Consider the following 16,779-nt stretch of genomic DNA (forward strand, 5'->3'; position numbering starts at 1 on the left):
GCCGCCGAAACGCTCAGCGCCCACCTTGGTCAGCGCCGCCGTCAGAGTGGTCTTGCCATGGTCCACGTGGCCGATGGTGCCCACGTTCACGTGGGGCTTGGTACGTTCGAACTTACCTTTTGCCATTGTTGAATTCCTTGGATGATTGAATGATTAGGATTTTTTGATCACGGCTTCGGCGATGTTGTTCGGCGCCTCGGCGTAGTGGTCGAATTCCATGCTGTAGGTGGCGCGGCCCTGCGACATCGAACGCATCGAGGTCGCGTAGCCGAACATCTCGCCCAGCGGAACCATGGCGTTGATGACCTTGCCGGACGGCGTGTCGTCGGTGCCCTGCAGGATGCCGCGGCGGCGGGAAAGATCGCCCATCACGTCGCCCATGTACTCTTCCGGGGTGACCACTTCCACCTTCATCATCGGCTCCAGCAGCGCCGGATTGGCTTTCTGGAAGGCTTCCTTGAACGCCATCGAACCGGCGACCTTGAACGCCATTTCGTTGGAGTCGACGTCGTGGAACGAACCGTCCACGGCGCGGATCTTGATGTCCACCACCGGGAAGCCGGCCAGGACGCCGTTCTTCATGGCTTCCTGGATGCCCTTGTCGGCGGCCGTGACGTATTCCTTCGGCACCACGCCACCGACGATGGCGTTCTCGAAGGAATAACCGGCGCCGCGCTCCTGCGGCTCCATCTCGATGACGATGTGGCCGTACTGGCCGCGACCGCCGGACTGGCGAACGAACTTGCCTTCCTGCTTCACCGCCTTGCGGATGGCCTCACGGTAGGCGACCTGCGGCTTGCCGACGTTGGCTTCGACGTTGAATTCGCGCTTCATGCGGTCGACGATGATTTCCAGGTGCAACTCGCCCATGCCGGAGATGATGGTCTGACCGGATTCTTCATCGGTGCGAACGCGGAACGAAGGATCTTCCTGGGCCAGACGGCCGAGGGCGATGCCCATCTTTTCCTGGTCGGACTTGGTCTTCGGCTCGACGGCCATCGAAATCACCGGATCCGGGAAGCTCATGCGCTCGAGCACGATCGGATCGTCCATGGTGCACAGGGTGTCGCCGGTGGTGACGTCCTTCAGGCCCACGGCCGCGGCGATGTCGCCGGCCAGCACTTCCTTGATTTCCTCGCGGTTGTTGGAGTGCATCTGCAGCAGACGGCCGATGCGCTCTTTCTTGCCCTTGACCGAGTTCAGCACCTGGTCGCCGGCGCTCAGGGTACCCGAGTACACGCGGAAGAAGGTCAGCGAGCCGACGAACGGGTCGGTCATGATCTTGAACGCCAGGGCCGAGAACGGCGCCTTGTCGTCCGACTTGCGGCTCAGTTCCTTGGTTTCGTCGTCGACGTCCACGCCCTTCACGTCCGGCACGTCGACCGGCGACGGCAGCAGCTTGATGACGCCGTCCAGCATGGCCTGCACGCCCTTGTTCTTGAACGCGCTGCCGCAGAACATCGGCACGATTTCAGTGCTCAGGGTACGCTGGCGCAGGGCCGAAACGATTTCGTCTTCGCTCAGCTCTTCGCCGCCGAGGTACTTGTCCATCAGCTCTTCGTTGGCTTCGGCCGCGGCCTCGACCATGTAATTGCGGGCTTCCTCGGCGGTTTCCTTGAGATCGGCCGGGATGTCGCGGTATTCGAACTTCATACCCTGCGAGGCGGTATCCCAGTGGATGGCCTTCATCTTCAGCAGGTCGACCACGCCCTCGAAACCGTCTTCGGCGCCGATCGGCACCTGCATAGGCACCGGCACCGCGCCCAGACGGGTCTTCAGCTGGTCACGGACCTTGAAGAAGTTCGCGCCGGTGCGGTCCATCTTGTTGACGAACGCGATGCGGGGAACCTGGTATTTGTTGGCCTGGCGCCACACGGTCTCCGACTGCGGCTGCACGCCGCCCACGGCGCACAGCACGAACACAGCGCCGTCCAACACGCGCAGCGAGCGCTCGACTTCGATGGTGAAGTCGACGTGCCCGGGGGTGTCGATGATGTTGAAGCGGTGCTCCGGCATCGACTTGTCCATGCCCTTCCAGAACGCGGTGGTGGCGGCGGACTGGATCGTGATGCCACGCTCCTGCTCCTGCTCCATCCAGTCCATGGTGGCGGCGCCGTCGTGGACTTCGCCGATCTTATGGCTCTTGCCGGTATAGAACAGGATGCGCTCGGAAGTGGTGGTCTTGCCGGCGTCGATGTGGGCCATGATGCCGAAGTTGCGGTAACGCTCGATGGGGGTGGTGCGTGCCACGGGGAAATTCCTTGTTTTTGATTACCAGCGGAAGTGGGAGAACGCTTTGTTGGCTTCCGCCATGCGGTGGGTCTCTTCGCGTTTCTTCACGGCGCCGCCGCGGTTCTCGGAGGCCTCCAGCAGTTCGCCAGCCAGCTTCTGCGGCATCGAGTTTTCGCCACGCTTACGGGCGGACTCGATGACCCAGCGCATCGCCAGGGCCATGCGGCGGGTGGCGCGCACCTCGACCGGCACCTGGTAGGTGGCGCCGCCGACGCGGCGGGACTTCACTTCGACCGCCGGAGCGACGTTGCTGAGGGCCTTCTCGACCACGGCCAGCGAGTCGGGATTCTTCTGACCGATGGTGTCCATCGCGCCATAGACGATCTTCTCGGCTACGGACTTCTTGCCGCTGACCATCACCATATTGATGAAGCGGGCGATCATCTGGCTTCCGTGCTTCGGATCAGGGAGGACCGAACGGGTACCGGGGGAACCTTTACGTGACATGTTTAGTGCCTTGATTATCTGGAATTGGGGACGACGCCGGAGCGGCCGGCGTTACGCATTACTTCGGACGCTTGGCGCCGTACTTGGAACGGCTCTTGCGGCGCTTGGCCACGCCGGAGGCGTCCAGGGAGCCGCGCACAGTGTGGTAGCGCACGCCCGGCAGGTCCTTGACGCGGCCGCCGCGGATCAGGACCACGGAGTGCTCCTGCAGGTTGTGGCCTTCGCCGCCGATGTAGCTGATGACCTCGAAACCGTTGGTCAGGCGCACTTTCGCCACCTTGCGGAGCGCCGAGTTCGGCTTCTTCGGGGTGGTGGTGTACACGCGGGTGCACACGCCGCGGCGTTGCGGGCAGTTGGCCAACGCCGGGGAGGCGCTCTTGTAGGTGTTGGACTGGCGCGGCTTGCGGACCAGTTGATTGACAGTCGCCATTTAAGAATCCTGCGGATGAAAAAGGTTAACCGGGATTACCGGCCATAATAAGACGCAAAAGTATAAGTTGAATCGCCCCGGATGTCAAACGCGACACCCGGCCGATTCCCGTCCCTGGTCTCGAAAACGGAGCGCGTCCCTGCGCTCCATTTCGCGGGCGGCCGGAACCGCCCTGGCGTTATTCGGCCGCTTCGCCGGCGACCGCGCCCTCTTCCGCCACCGGCAGCGGCGCGGACAGGGTTTCCAGTTCGCTGTCGGTCAGCTGGATCTGGTCGCGGCGGCGCTGGTTGTGGTAGGCCAGGCCGGTGCCGGCCGGAATCAGACGACCGACGATGACGTTTTCCTTCAGGCCGCGCAGCGCGTCGTGGGTGCCGCGGACGGCGGCATCGGTCAGCACGCGGGTGGTTTCCTGGAAGGAGGCCGCCGAGATGAAGCTTTCGGTGGCCAGCGAGGCCTTGGTGATGCCCAGCAGGACCGGGGTGTAGCGCGGCAGGATGCCGTTGTTGGCGTTCAGCTTGACGATCTCCTCGAGCACGCGGATCTTCTCGACCTGCTCGCCGGCCATGAACTTGCTGTCGCCGGCGTCGAGGATCTCGACCTTGCGCAGCATCTGGCGGGTGATGGTCTCGATGTGCTTGTCGTTGATCTTCACGCCCTGCAGGCGGTACACGTCCTGGATTTCCTTGACCAGATAGGCGGCCAGTTCCTCGACGCCCTTCAGGCGCAGGATGTCCTGCGGATTCGGTTCGCCGTCGACGATGGTTTCGCCCTTCTCCACGTGCTCGCCTTCGAACACCGCGATCTGGCGGTACTTCGGAATCAGTTCCTCGTGCTCGTTGCCGTCGGCATCGGTGATGATCAGGCGCTGCTTGCCCTTGGTTTCCTTGCCCATGCTGACGATGCCGGAGACCTCGGCCATGATGGCGGCGTCCTTCGGCTTGCGGGCTTCGAACAGGTCGGCCACGCGCGGCAGACCGCCGGTGATGTCGCGGGTCTTGGAAGCTTCCTGCGGCACCTTGGTGATCACGTCGCCGACGCCGACCTTCTCGCCGTCGTGCAGGTTGACGATCGAGCGCGGCGGCAGCATGTACTGCGCCGGCAGGTCGGTACCCGGGATGACCAGGTCGTTGCCCTTGGCGTCGACGATGCGAACGATCGGGCGCAGATCCTTGGCCTGGGCGCCGCGACGCTTCGGATCGGTGATCTCCAGCGAGGCCAGGCCAGTCAGCTCGTCGGTCTTCTCGATCACGGTGACGCCGTCGACGAAATCGACGAACTTCACGAAACCGGCGACTTCCGACACGATCGGGTGGTTATGCGGATCCCACTTGACCACGGTCTGGCCGGCCTTGACTTCGGCGCCGTCCTTGACCGAGATGTTGGCGCCGTACGGCAGCTTGTAGCGCTCGCGTTCGCGGCCGGTCGGGTCGAGCACCGAGATTTCGCCCGAGCGCGACACCGCGACCAGATGGCCGTCGGCGTGGGTCACGTACTTCAGGTTGTTGAACTTCACCGAACCGGTGGTCTTGACCGTGACGTTGTCGATGGCGGCGGCGCGCGACGCGGCGCCGCCGATGTGGAACGTACGCATGGTCAGCTGGGTGCCCGGCTCGCCGATCGACTGCGCGGCGACCACGCCGACCGCTTCGCCGATATTGACGCGGTGTCCGCGGCCGAGGTCGCGGCCGTAGCACATCGAGCAGACGCCGAAGGACGATTCGCAGGTGATCGAGGAGCGGACCTTGATGGTCTGCACGCCGGCCGATTCCAGCTTGTCGACCCAGGCCTCGTCCAGCAGGGTGTTGCGGGTGACGATCGGATCGACGTCGTCGCCCGGCAGGAACACGTCTTCGGCCACCACGCGGCCGAGCACCCGGTCGCGCAGCGGTTCGACCACGTCGCCGCCCTCCACGATCGGATTCATGGTCAGGCCGGCCTTGGTGCCGCAGTCGACTTCGGTGACCACCACGTCCTGGGCCACATCGACCAGACGACGGGTCAGGTAACCCGAGTTCGCGGTCTTCAGCGCGGTGTCGGCCAGGCCTTTGCGCGCGCCGTGGGTCGAGATGAAGTACTGCAACACGTTCAGGCCTTCGCGGAAGTTCGCGGTGATCGGCGTCTCGATGATCGAGCCGTCCGGCTTGGCCATCAGGCCGCGCATGCCGGCCAGCTGGCGGATCTGCGCCTGCGAACCGCGGGCGCCGGAATCGGCCATGATGTAGATCGAGTTCATCGACTTCTGGCTGACGGTCTCGCCCTTGGCGTTGACCACCTTCTCGGTGCCGATGGTGTCCATCATCGCCTTGGCGATGCGCTCATTGGCGCGCGACCAGATGTCGACCACCTTGTTGTAGCGTTCGCCGGCGGTGACCAGGCCCTGTTGGTACTGTTCCTGGATCTCCAGCACTTCCTTCTCGGCCTCGGCCAGCAGGGTCTTCTTCTCGTCCGGGATGACCATGTCGTTGATGCCGACCGATACGCCGGCCTTGGTGGCGAAGGCGAAGCCGGTGTACATCAGCTTGTCGGCGAAGATCACGGTCGGCTTCAGGCCGAGCATGCGGTAGCTGGTATTGATCAGGCGGCTGATGTTCTTCTTGGTCAGCTCGGTGTTGGCGAAGGCGAACGGCAGGCCTTTCGGCAGGATGTCGGCCAGCAGGGCGCGGCCCACGCTGGTTTCGACGATGGCCTTGGTGGCGACCAGTTCGCCGGCCTCGTTCATCTCCTCGCGCTGCAGGCGGACCTTGATCTTGGCGTGCAGCTCGACGACCTTGTTGTCGTAGGCGCGCTTGACCTCGGCGACGTTGGCGAACACCATGCCCTCGCCCTGCTTGCCTTCCAGCATGCGGGTCATGTAGTACAGACCGAGCACGACGTCCTGCGACGGCACGATGATCGGCTCGCCGTTGGCCGGCGACAGGATGTTGTTCGACGACATCATCAGCGCGCGCGCTTCCAGCTGGGCTTCCAGCGACAGCGGCACGTGCACGGCCATCTGGTCGCCGTCGAAGTCGGCGTTGAACGCGGTGCAGACCAGCGGATGCAGCTGGATGGCCTTGCCTTCCACCAGCACCGGCTCGAAGGCCTGGATGCCCAGGCGGTGCAGGGTCGGCGCGCGGTTCAGCAGCACGGGATGTTCGCGGATGACGTCTTCCAGGATGTCCCAGACCAGCGCTTCCTCGCGCTCCACCATCTTCTTGGCGGCCTTGATGGTGGTGGCGATGCCCTGGCGCTGCAGCTTGGCGAAGATGAACGGCTTGAACAGCTCCAGCGCCATCTTCTTCGGCAGGCCGCATTCATGCAGGCGGAGGGTCGGACCGACCACGATGACCGAACGGCCGGAGTAGTCGACGCGCTTGCCGAGCAGGTTCTGGCGGAAGCGGCCCTGCTTGCCCTTGATCATGTCGGCCAGCGACTTCAGCGGACGCTTGTTGGTGCCGGTGATGGCGCGGCCGCGGCGGCCGTTGTCCATCAGCGCGTCGACCGATTCCTGCAGCATGCGCTTTTCGTTGCGCACGATGATGTCCGGCGCGCTCAGCTCAAGCAGGCGGTGCAGGCGGTTGTTGCGGTTGATGACGCGGCGGTACAGGTCGTTCAGGTCGGAGGTCGCGAAGCGGCCGCCGTCCAGCGGCACCAGCGGACGCAGGTCCGGCGGCAGCACCGGCAGCACGGTCAGCACCATCCATTCCGGGCGGTTGCCGGACTCGATGAACGATTCGACCAGCTTGATGCGCTTGGTCAGGCGCTTCTGCTTGGTGTCGGAATTGGTGCTGCTGATCTCTTCCTTCAGGCGCACCGCTTCGGCGTGCAGGTCGATGGTCGACAGCAGCTGGTGCACCGCTTCGGCGCCCATCTTGGCCTCGAACTCGTCGCCGTGCTCCTGCTGCGCGACCATGTATTCCTCTTCAGTCAGCAGCTGGCCGCGCTCGAGCGGGGTCAGGCCCGGCTCGATCACCACATAGGCTTCGAAGTACAGCACGCGCTCGATGTCGCGCAGGGTCATGTCCAGCATCAGGCCGATGCGCGACGGCAGCGATTTCAGGAACCAGATGTGCGCGGTCGGGCTGGCCAGCTCGATGTGGCCCATGCGTTCGCGGCGGACTTTGGTCAGGGTCACTTCGGTGCCGCACTTCTCGCACACCACGCCGCGGTGCTTCATGCGCTTGTACTTGCCGCACAGGCACTCGTAGTCCTTGATCGGGCCGAAGATGGCGGCGCAGAACAGGCCGTCGCGTTCCGGCTTGAAGGTGCGGTAGTTGATGGTTTCCGGCTTCTTCACTTCGCCGAACGACCAGGAACGGATCATGTCCGGCGAGGCGAGCGCGATCTTGATGCCGTCGAAGTCCAGGGTCTGGCGCTGCTGGTTGAACAGATTAAGCAAATCTTTCATCGAATTTCTCCAAATGGTGGGGCCTTATCACGGACAAGGCCCCGAGTCCTGTTCACGTCGGCGATTACTTCTCGTCCAGCTCGATGTTGATGCCCAAGGAACGGATTTCCTTGACCAGCACATTGAACGATTCCGGGATGCCGGCGACGGTTTCGTGCTCGCTGTCGACGATGTTCTTGTACATCGCGTTGCGGCCCTGGACGTCGTCGGACTTCACCGTCAGCATCTCCTGCAGGGTGTAGGCGGCGCCATAGGCCTCCAGCGCCCACACTTCCATTTCGCCGAAGCGCTGGCCGCCGAACTGCGCCTTGCCGCCCAGCGGCTGCTGGGTGACCAGGGAGTACGGACCGGTCGAACGGGCGTGCATCTTGTCGTCGACCAGGTGGTTCAGCTTCAGCATGTGCATGTAGCCGACGGTGACCGGGCGGTCGAACGCCTCGCCGGTGCGGCCGTCGAACAGCTGGGCCTGGCCGGATTCCGGCAGGTCGGCCAGCTTCAGCATGGCCTTGATCTCCGCTTCGGCGGCGCCGTCGAACACCGGGGTGGCCATCGGCACGCCATCGGTCAGGTTGCCGGCCAGACGCAGCAGCTCCTTGTCGGAGAACTTGGACAGATCGACGCGCTGCTTCTTGGTTTCGCCTTGGTCATGGTTGTAGATCTGCTCCAGGAACGCGCGCAGTTCGTCGACCTTGCGCTGGTCCTCCAGCATCTTCTGGATCTTCTGGCCCAGACCCTTGGCGGCCCAGCCCAGATGCACCTCCAGGATCTGACCGATATTCATCCGGCTCGGCACGCCCAGCGGATTGAGCAGGATGTCGACGGTCTTGCCGTCGGCCATGTACGGCATGTCCTCGACCGGCTTGATCATCGAGACCACGCCCTTGTTGCCGTGGCGGCCGGCCATCTTGTCGCCCGGCTGGATGCGGCGCTTGACCGCGACGTAGACCTTGACGGTCTTCAGCACGCCCGGCGGCAGGTCGTCGCCTTGGGTGATCTTGCGGCGCTTGTCCTGGAAGCGCTTCTCGAACTCGGCTTTGTGGGCCTCGATCTGCTTCTTGGCGTTATCCAGGAAATCGACCGCCTCTTCGTCCTTCATGCGGATGTCGAAGCGCTCGTCCTTCTTCAGCGAGGCGAGGTATTCCTTGGTGATCTCGGCGCCCTTCTTCAGGCCGTTCGGACCGCCGTTGGCGACGCGGCCGAGCAGCTGCGAATCCAGGCGGCTGTAGATCGCGCCTTCCAGGATGCGGAACTGGTCGTCGAAGTCCTTCTTGACGCGCTTGACCTCGGCGTCTTCGATCTGCTTGGCGCGCTTGTCCTTCTCGACGCCGTCGCGGGTGAACACCTGCACGTCGATGACGGTGCCGTCCATGCCGGGCGGCACGCGCAGCGAGCTGTCCTTCACGTCGGAGGCCTTCTCGCCGAAGATGGCGCGCAGCAGCTTCTCTTCCGGGGTCAGCTGGCTTTCGCCTTTCGGGGTCACCTTGCCGACCAGGATGTCGCCGGCGCGCACTTCGGCGCCGATGTACACCACGCCCGACTCGTCGAGACGTCCGAGCGCGCTTTCCGACACGTTCGGGATGTCGGCGGAAATCTCCTCCGGTCCCAGCTTGGTGTCGCGGGCGGCCACGGTCAGCTCTTCGATGTGGATGGTGGTGTAGCGGTCTTCCTCGACCACGCGTTCGGACAGCAAGATGGAGTCTTCGAAGTTGTAGCCGTTCCAGGGCATGAACGCCACCAGCATGTTCTGGCCCAGGGCCAGTTCGCCGATGTCGGTCGACGGGCCGTCGGCCAGCACGTCGCCGCGCTCGATGCGGTCGCCGACCTTGACCAGCGGACGCTGGTTGATGCAGGTGTTCTGGTTGGAGCGGGTGTACTTGACCAGGTTGTAGATGTCGACGCCGGCGTCGTTGGCGCCGATCTCCTTCTCGCTGACGCGCACCACGATGCGGGCCGCGTCGACCTGGTCGACCACGCCGCCGCGCAGGGCGTTCACGGTCACGCCGGAGTCGCGCGCCACGGCGCGCTCGATGCCGGTGCCGACCAGCGGCTTCTGGCTGCGCAGGGTCGGAACGGCCTGGCGCTGCATGTTGGCGCCCATCAGCGCGCGGTTGGCGTCGTCGTGCTCGATGAACGGCACCAGCGCGGCCGCGACGGACACCGACTGCATCGGCGACACGTCCATGTACTGGATCTCCGACGGCGGCTTGAGCAGGGTGTCGGCCTGGTAGCGGCAGGTCACGTACTCGTTCTTGAAGCGGCCCTTGGCGTCCAGCTCGGCGTTGGCCTGGGCGATGGCGTATTCGTATTCCTCGATGGCCGACAGGAACTCGACCTTGTCGGTGACCACGCCGTTCTCGACCTTGCGGTACGGGGTTTCCAGGAAACCGTACTTGTTCGAGCGGGCGTACACCGCCAACGAGTTGATCAGGCCGATGTTCGGGCCTTCCGGGGTTTCGATGGTGCAGACGCGGCCGTAGTGGGTCGGGTGCACGTCGCGCACCTCGAAGCCGGCGCGTTCGCGGGTCAGGCCGCCCGGGCCGAGCGCCGAGACGCGGCGCTTGTGGGTCACTTCCGACAGCGGGTTGTTCTGGTCCATGAACTGCGACAGCTGCGAGGAGCCGAAGAACTCCTTGAGCGCGGCTGCCACCGGCTTGGCGTTGATCAGCTCCTGCGGCGACAGGTCGTCGGCCTCGGCCATCGACAGGCGCTCCTTGACCGCGCGCTCGACGCGGACCAGGCCGACGCGGAACACGTTCTCGGCCATTTCGCCGACCGAACGCACGCGGCGGTTGCCCAGGTGGTCGATGTCGTCGGTGACGCCGCGGCCGTTGCGGATCTCGCACAGGGTCTTGACCACGTCGAGGATGTCGGAGCTCTCGCCGTACTTGGCGACGAGCGCCTTGGCGGCGTCGTCGCCGCGCTCACTGAAGTAGCGGTAGTCGTACAGCACCTCGGCGCCGGTGACTTCCTTGCGGCCGACGCGGCGGTTGAACTTCATCCGGCCGACCGAGGACAGGTCGTAGCGCTCGAAGGTGAAGAACAGGTTGTAGAACAGGTTCTGGGCCGCGTCCTTGGTCGGCGGCTCGCCCGGACGCATCATGCGGTAGATCTCGACCAGCGCTTCCAGCTGGGTTTTGGTCGGGTCGATGCGCAGGGTGTTGGAGATGTACGGGCCGCGGTCCAGGTCGTTGGTCCACAGCGTGCCGATGGTGGCGATGCCGTGCTTGCGCAGCTTGGCCAGCCTGGCTTCGTCCAGCTCGTCGTTGGCGGCGGCCACCAGCTCGCCGGTGGCCGGGTCGATCACGTCATGCGACAGCACGCGGCCGATCAGGTACTCGTCGGGCACTTCCAACGTGGCGATGTTCTTCTTCTCGAGATCCTTGACATGGCGCGCGGTGATGCGCTTGCCGGCCTCGACCACCACCTCGCCGTTGACCACCAGGTCGAAGTTCAGGGTCTCGCCGCGCAGGCGCTCGGGCACCAGCTCGAGCTCGACGCCGTCCTTCTTGGAGATCTGGAAGGTGTTGATCTCGAAGAACTGGTTCAGGATCTGTTCGTTGCTGTAGCCCAGGGCGCGCAGCAGGATGGTGACCGGCAGCTTGCGGCGGCGGTCGATGCGGGTGAACACGCAGTCCTTGGCGTCGAACTCGAAGTCCAGCCAGGAGCCGCGGTACGGGATCACGCGCGCGGAGTGCAGCAGCTTGCCCGAGCTGTGGGTCTTGCCGCGGTCGTGGTCGAAGAACACGCCCGGGCTGCGGTGCAGCTGGGACACGATCACGCGCTCGGTGCCGTTGATGATGAAGGTGGCGTTGTCGGTCATGAGCGGCAGGTCGCCCATGAACACTTCCTGTTCCTTGACGTACTTGACGGCCTTGCTCGAGGATTCGCGGTCGTAGATCACCAGACGGACCTTCACGCGCAGCGGCGCGCCGTAGGTCTGGCCGCGCGAACGGCATTCGCGCTCGTCGAACACCGGTTCGCCGAGGGTGTAGCTCACGTATTCCAGGGCGGCGTTGCCGGAGAAGCTGACGATCGGGAACACCGACTTCAGGGCGGCGTGCAGGCCGCGGTCGTCATGGCCGTCGGACTTGGAGGAGTCCTGCAGGAACTCGCGGTAGGAATCCATCTGGATGGCCAGCAGATAGGGCACATCGAGGACCGGTCGGTTCTTGCCGAAGTCTTTGCGGATGCGCTTTTTCTCAGTCAGAGAATAGGTCATGTGAGCTACCACCTTTGTCAGTGCCGGCGGGAACCGGCGGGTTTGCAACGGAATGTTCTGCTGAAACGCCGGAACCGGCGGCTCAGCGGAACGCTCCGGTCAGGGAGCGTAACGCAAAACAGGGAGAGGCCGGGGGTTCACACCCCCAGCCTTTCCCGTTTTTGCCAAGCAGCGACGCAAGCGTCGATTACTTGACTTCGACCGTGGCGCCGGCGGCTTCCAGTTCTTTCTTGAACTTGTCGGCCTCGTCCTTGGAGACGCCTTCCTTGACGGTCTGCGGAGCGCCTTCGACCAGGTCTTTGGCTTCCTTCAGGCCCAGGCCGGTGATGGCGCGGACGGCCTTAATCACTTCGACCTTCTTCTCGCCGGAGGCCTTCAGCACAACGGTGAATTCGGTCTGCTCTTCGGCCGGGGCGGCGGCGGCGGCCGGACCGGCGGCCATCATGACCGGGGCGGCGGCGGAAACGCCGAACTTCTCTTCCATCGCCTTGACCAGTTCCATGATTTCCATGAGGGTCTTGCCGGCGATCGCTTCGATGATCTGTTCGTTAGACAGGGACATAATTGATAACCTCTGTGTTTTATCTTGAACGTTCGTTCAGTGGGTGAATGTAGGTACAGCCGGAACCGGGCTTACGCCTCGGCCGTGTCTTTTTCGCCGATCGCCTTGAGCGCACGGGCCACGCGGGTGGCCGGTTCGACCAGGACGCTGAGCAGCATCGACAGGGCTTGATCGCGGGTCGGCAGCGAAGCCAGCACGTCGACATGCGACGCCGGGTACTTCTGGCCGCCGATCGAGACGATCTTGGCCTTCAGCTTATCGTTGGTCTTGGCGTAGTCCTTGATGATGCGGGCGGCGGCGCCCGGATCTTCCATGGAGAACGCGTACAGCAGCGGACCGGTCAGATCGTCTTTGATGACGTCGAACTCGGTGCCTTCCACGGCACGGGTTGCCAGGGTGTTCTTGACGACTTTCAGGAACACGCCGTTTTCACGGGCCTGCTTGCGCATCGCGGTCATTTGACTCACGGTGACGCCGGCATATTCGGCCGCGACCAAGGATTGAGCTTTCGCAGCCACTTCCGCCAGTTCGGCAACGACTACTTGCTTCTGAGACAGATTGAGAGCCATGTTTACTCCTTTCCTGTGAATTTCCGCGCACGGCTCCAGCCGTTTGCGGTCCAAGGCGGCATCAATCCATCGACGCCGGGAATGCACGCATTCCAGTGGTGGCCGTTCCAGATAAATCCAGTGTTCGGCACCATCTACGCAGGCCGGGGGAAATCCCCTCGATTAGACCTCTCCGCTTCCATCGCATCGAATCCTTGCCAATCCAGCATCCCTGCCCGATTGCGATGCGCGCCAGAGGCACCTACGGTCTTTGATGGCCGGCCGCCCTCGCGGGCGGCCTGCCTTCAAATTCCACACGTCCGGGGCGACACTCCCGTCCGCGTCTTGCGGTTTCTTACTTGAGGCTCAGCGAACCCTGGTCGACGGTCACGCCGACGCCCATGGTGGAGCTCAGCGAGATCTTCTGCAGGTACTGGCCCTTCGAGGACGACGGCTTGGCCTTGATCAGGTCCTGCAGCAGCGCGTTCAGGTTGCTGGCGAGCGCGTCGGCGGCGAAATTGGCCTTGCCGATGGTGCAGTGGATGATGCCGGCCTTGTCGGTGCGGTAGCGGACCTGGCCGGCCTTGGCGTTGCGCACGGCTTCGGCCGGGTTCGGCGACACGGTGCCGACTTTCGGGTTCGGCATCAGGCCGCGCGGACCGAGCACCTGGCCCAGCTTGCCGACGACGCGCATGGCGTCCGGGGTGGCGATGACGACGTCGTAGTTCAGGTCGCCGGCCAGCATCTTGTCGGCCAGCTCGTCCATGCCCACGGCTTCGGCGCCGGCGGCGACGGCCTCATCGGCCTTGGCGCCGGCCGGGCAGAACACCGCCACGCGCACGGATTTGCCGGTGCCGGCGGGCAGCACGGTGGCGCCGCGGACCTGCTGGTCGGACTTCTTGGCGTCCACGCCCAGACGCACGGCGACGTCGATGGATTCGACGAACTTGGCGTTGGCGTTGGCCTGCAGGATCTTCAGGGCCTCTTCCAGCGGATAGGACTTGCCCGGAACGACCGAGGCCTGCAGCGCTTTGAAACGTTTGGTCAGCTTTGCCATGTCTTAGCCCTCCACCACGAGACCCATGCTGCGCGCGCTGCCGGCGATGGTACGCACGGCGGCATCAAGCGAAGCGGCGGTCAGATCGGGTTCTTTCGCTTTCGCGATGTCTTCCAGTTGCTTGCGGGTCACCTTGCCCACCTTTTCGGTGTTCGGGCGCTTGGAGCCCGAGGTGATGCCCACGGCCTTCTTGAGCAGCACGGTGGCCGGGGTGCTCTTGGTGACGAAGGTGAAGGTACGGTCGGAATAGGCGGTGATGATCACCGGAGTGGGCAGGCCCGGCTCCAGCTTGGAGGTCGCGGCGTTGAACGCTTTGCAGAACTCCATGATGTTGAGGCCGCGCTGACCGAGCGCGGGACCGACCGGCGGCGAGGGGTTGGCCTGACCGGCCTTGACCTGCAGCTTGATGTAGCCAACTACTTTCTTTGCCATTTTACTGACTCCTGGAGTGCGAACGTCAGGCCGAAGCGTGACTCCTCCTCTGGTTGAACAAGGAGCCCGGACGGGCTCCCGCTATCAGGCTTTCTCCACCTGGCCGAACTCGAGTTCGACGGGGGTGGATCGGCCGAAAATCATCACCGCCACGCGCAGACGGCTCTTCTCGTAATTGATTTCCTCGACGGTGCCGTTGAAATCGTTGAACGGGCCGTCGATCACGCGGACCAGCTGGCCCGGCTCGAACAGCACCTTCGGGCGCGGCTTGTCGACGCCTTCCTGCACGCGCTGCAGGATGACGTCGGCCTCGGAGTCCTTGATCGGCAGCGGACGTTCGCGGGTGCCGCCGATGAAGCCGAGCACCTTCGGCGTTTCCTTGATCAGGTGCCAGCTTTCGTTGTCGATCAGCGGCACGCTGCCTTCGGTGCTGGTTTCGATCTGCACCAGCACGTAGCCCGGGAAGAACTTGCGGTCGGACTTGCGTTTCTGGCCGGCGCGCATCTCGACCACTTCCTCGGTCGGGACCAGCACCTGGCCGAATTTGTCCTGCATCCCGGCGCGCTCGATGCGCGACAGCAGGCTGCGCTGGACCTGGTGCTCGAAGCCCGAATAGGCGTGTACGACATACCAACGCTTGCTCACGGATGACTCCTCAACTGCCCAACAACAATTTGATCAGCGCCGAGATGACCCAGTCGAAACCGGCCAGCACCAGGCTGATGATGACCACCACGATCAGCACCATGGCGGTGATCCGGTAGGACTCTTCGCGGGTCGGCCAGACCACCTTGCGCAGCTCGAACATGGAATCCGAGAAGAAGCGGCGCGCCAGCAGGCCCTTGGCGCTGAGGCCGAAGACCACGGCGGCCAGCGCGAACGCGGCGGCGACCAGAAGCCCGCGGACCGCGCCCGGCCACTGCGGCATCAGGTAGAAGACCGCGACGCCGGCGGCGGCGATCAGCACCGCCAGAGCGTACTTGCCGACGTCCAACGCGCTGGTGCCTTCCCGGTTTTCAACTTTACTATTCATTCGAACCCGTGATCTTAGTGGCACGCCAGGAGGGACTCGAACCCCCAACCTGCGGTTTTGGAGACCGCTGCTCTGCCAATTGAGCTACTGGCGTACATGCTTCTTTAACAACCGATGGCGGACCGTCTCCGATCCGCCATTTCAGCCTGTGCCGGAGCGCCGAAACGCCCCGGCCAACGGATTACTTGATGATCTTGGCCACCACGCCGGCACCGACGGTACGGCCGCCTTCGCGGATCGCGAAGCGCAGGCCTTCCGACATCGCGATCGGGGCGATCAGGCTCACCACCATCTTCACGTTGTCGCCCGGCATCACCATCTCCACGCCTTCCGGCAACTGGCAGGCGCCGGTCACGTCGGTGGTGCGGAAGTAGAACTGCGGACGGTAGCCCTTGAAGAACGGGGTGTGACGGCCGCCTTCGTCCTTGCTCAACACATACACTTCGGCTTCGAAGTCGGTGTGCGGCGAGATCGAACCCGGCTTGCACAGCACTTGGCCGCGCTCCACGTCGTCACGCTTGGTGCCGCGCAGCAGCAGACCGGCGTTGTCGCCCGCCTGACCCTGGTCCAGCAGCTTGCGGAACATTTCCACGCCGGTCACGGTGGTCTTCTGGGTCGGACGGATGCCGACGATTTCGATTTCGTCGCCGACCTTGATGATGCCCGATTCGATACGGCCGGTCACCACGGTACCGCGGCCCGAAATCGAGAACACGTCTTCCACCGGCATCAGGAACGGCTTGTCGATGTCGCGCTGCGGTTCCGGAATCCAGGTGTCCAGCGCGTCAACCAGCTTGATGATCGACGGCACGCCGATGTCCGACTGGTCGCCTTCCAGCGCCGAACGCGCCGAACCGGTGATGATCGGGGTGTCGTCGCCCGGGAAATCGTACTTGCTCAGCAGGTCGCGCACTTCCATCTCGACCAGTTCCAGTAGCTCGGCGTCGTCCACCAGGTCGGCCTTGTTCAGGTAGACCACGATGTACGGCACGCCCACCTGGCGGGCCAACAGGATGTGTTCGCGGGTCTGCGGCATCGGGCCGTCGGCGGCCGAGCACACCAGAATCGCGCCGTCCATCTGGGCGGCACCGGTGATCATGTTCTTCACGTAGTCGGCGTGGCCCGGGCAGTCGACGTGCGCGTAGTGGCGGGTCGGCGACTCGTATTCCACGTGCGCGGTCGAAATCGTGATGCCGCGAGCCTTCTCTTCCGGCGCCGCGTCAATCGCGTCATAGGCCTTGAACTCGCCGCCGAAACGCTCAGCGCCCACCTTGGTCAGCGCCGCCGTCAGAGTGGTCTTGCCATGGTCCACGTGGCCGATGGTGCCCACGTTCACGTGGGGCTTGGTACGTTCGAACTTACCTTTTGCCAT

General features: G+C 64.1%; 13 protein-coding genes and 1 tRNA gene. All 14 read right to left on the reverse strand.

The window, feature by feature from the left end:
- A partial coding sequence (locus IEV56_RS10315; RefSeq protein ID WP_229730253.1) for a GTP-binding protein occupies positions 1-126 on the reverse strand: 126 nt, incomplete at its 3' end.
- A 27-nt stretch (positions 127-153) separates the two neighbouring features.
- Complete coding sequence (gene fusA, locus IEV56_RS10320) at positions 154-2,250, reverse strand: elongation factor G (RefSeq protein WP_188450287.1); 2,097 nt, start codon at positions 2,248-2,250, stop codon at positions 154-156.
- A 21-nt stretch (positions 2,251-2,271) separates the two neighbouring features.
- Positions 2,272-2,739, reverse strand: coding sequence for a 30S ribosomal protein S7 (gene rpsG / locus IEV56_RS10325; RefSeq protein ID WP_188450288.1), 468 nt, complete (start codon positions 2,737-2,739; stop codon positions 2,272-2,274).
- Between the two features lie 58 nt (positions 2,740-2,797).
- Positions 2,798-3,169 (reverse strand): 30S ribosomal protein S12, encoded by a 372-nt coding sequence (gene rpsL / locus IEV56_RS10330; protein WP_188450289.1) that lies wholly within the window; start codon positions 3,167-3,169, stop codon positions 2,798-2,800.
- A gap of 178 nt (positions 3,170-3,347) precedes the next feature.
- On the reverse strand, positions 3,348-7,556 hold the full coding sequence (rpoC, locus tag IEV56_RS10335) for a DNA-directed RNA polymerase subunit beta' (RefSeq protein ID WP_188450290.1): 4,209 nt from the start codon (positions 7,554-7,556) through the stop codon (positions 3,348-3,350).
- Positions 7,557-7,620: 64 nt separating this feature from the next.
- Positions 7,621-11,775, reverse strand: coding sequence for a DNA-directed RNA polymerase subunit beta (gene rpoB, locus IEV56_RS10340; protein WP_188450291.1), 4,155 nt, complete (start codon positions 11,773-11,775; stop codon positions 7,621-7,623).
- Between the two features lie 187 nt (positions 11,776-11,962).
- Entirely contained in the window at positions 11,963-12,337 is a 375-nt protein-coding gene (gene rplL / locus IEV56_RS10345; RefSeq protein ID WP_188450292.1) for a 50S ribosomal protein L7/L12, read from the reverse strand.
- Positions 12,338-12,408: 71 nt separating this feature from the next.
- Complete coding sequence (gene rplJ, locus IEV56_RS10350; protein WP_188450293.1) at positions 12,409-12,906, reverse strand: 50S ribosomal protein L10; 498 nt, start codon at positions 12,904-12,906, stop codon at positions 12,409-12,411.
- Positions 12,907-13,240: 334 nt separating this feature from the next.
- Positions 13,241-13,942 carry a 50S ribosomal protein L1 gene (gene rplA, locus IEV56_RS10355; RefSeq protein ID WP_188450294.1) on the reverse strand — a complete coding sequence of 234 codons (702 nt, stop codon included), beginning with the start codon at positions 13,940-13,942 and terminating at the stop codon, positions 13,241-13,243.
- A 3-nt stretch (positions 13,943-13,945) separates the two neighbouring features.
- Positions 13,946-14,374, reverse strand: coding sequence for a 50S ribosomal protein L11 (gene rplK, locus IEV56_RS10360; protein ID WP_188450295.1), 429 nt, complete (start codon positions 14,372-14,374; stop codon positions 13,946-13,948).
- An 84-nt stretch (positions 14,375-14,458) separates the two neighbouring features.
- Entirely contained in the window at positions 14,459-15,019 is a 561-nt protein-coding gene (gene nusG / locus IEV56_RS10365; protein WP_188450296.1) for a transcription termination/antitermination protein NusG, read from the reverse strand.
- 10 nt (positions 15,020-15,029) lie between these two features.
- A complete protein-coding gene (gene secE, locus IEV56_RS10370; protein WP_188450297.1) occupies positions 15,030-15,407 on the reverse strand; it encodes a preprotein translocase subunit SecE in 378 nt (125 codons plus the stop codon).
- A gap of 18 nt (positions 15,408-15,425) precedes the next feature.
- Positions 15,426-15,501: transfer RNA gene (locus IEV56_RS10375), tRNA-Trp, on the reverse strand.
- A gap of 87 nt (positions 15,502-15,588) precedes the next feature.
- Positions 15,589-16,779, reverse strand: coding sequence for an elongation factor Tu (tuf, locus tag IEV56_RS10380; RefSeq protein ID WP_188448669.1), 1,191 nt, complete (start codon positions 16,777-16,779; stop codon positions 15,589-15,591).

The organism is Arenimonas maotaiensis (assembly GCF_014638745.1).
In the GTDB taxonomy this organism is placed as follows: domain Bacteria; phylum Pseudomonadota; class Gammaproteobacteria; order Xanthomonadales; family Xanthomonadaceae; genus Arenimonas; species Arenimonas maotaiensis.

What these genes read in the sequence shown, in the direction of transcription:
- secE (WP_188450297.1), bottom strand. Translation starts at nt 15,407, where the DNA reads ATGAATAGTAAAGTTGAAAACCGGGAAGGCACCAGCGCGTTGGACGTC.
- rpoC (WP_188450290.1), bottom strand. Translation starts at nt 7,556, where the DNA reads ATGAAAGATTTGCTTAATCTGTTCAACCAGCAGCGCCAGACCCTGGAC.
- rpsL (WP_188450289.1), bottom strand. Translation starts at nt 3,169, where the DNA reads ATGGCGACTGTCAATCAACTGGTCCGCAAGCCGCGCCAGTCCAACACC.
- rplL (WP_188450292.1), bottom strand. Translation starts at nt 12,337, where the DNA reads ATGTCCCTGTCTAACGAACAGATCATCGAAGCGATCGCCGGCAAGACC.
- rplA (WP_188450294.1), bottom strand. Translation starts at nt 13,942, where the DNA reads ATGGCAAAGCTGACCAAACGTTTCAAAGCGCTGCAGGCCTCGGTCGTT.
- rplJ (WP_188450293.1), bottom strand. Translation starts at nt 12,906, where the DNA reads ATGGCTCTCAATCTGTCTCAGAAGCAAGTAGTCGTTGCCGAACTGGCG.
- rpsG (WP_188450288.1), bottom strand. Translation starts at nt 2,739, where the DNA reads ATGTCACGTAAAGGTTCCCCCGGTACCCGTTCGGTCCTCCCTGATCCG.
- rpoB (WP_188450291.1), bottom strand. Translation starts at nt 11,775, where the DNA reads ATGACCTATTCTCTGACTGAGAAAAAGCGCATCCGCAAAGACTTCGGC.
- tuf (WP_188448669.1), bottom strand. Translation starts at nt 16,779, where the DNA reads ATGGCAAAAGGTAAGTTCGAACGTACCAAGCCCCACGTGAACGTGGGC.
- rplK (WP_188450295.1), bottom strand. Translation starts at nt 14,374, where the DNA reads ATGGCAAAGAAAGTAGTTGGCTACATCAAGCTGCAGGTCAAGGCCGGT.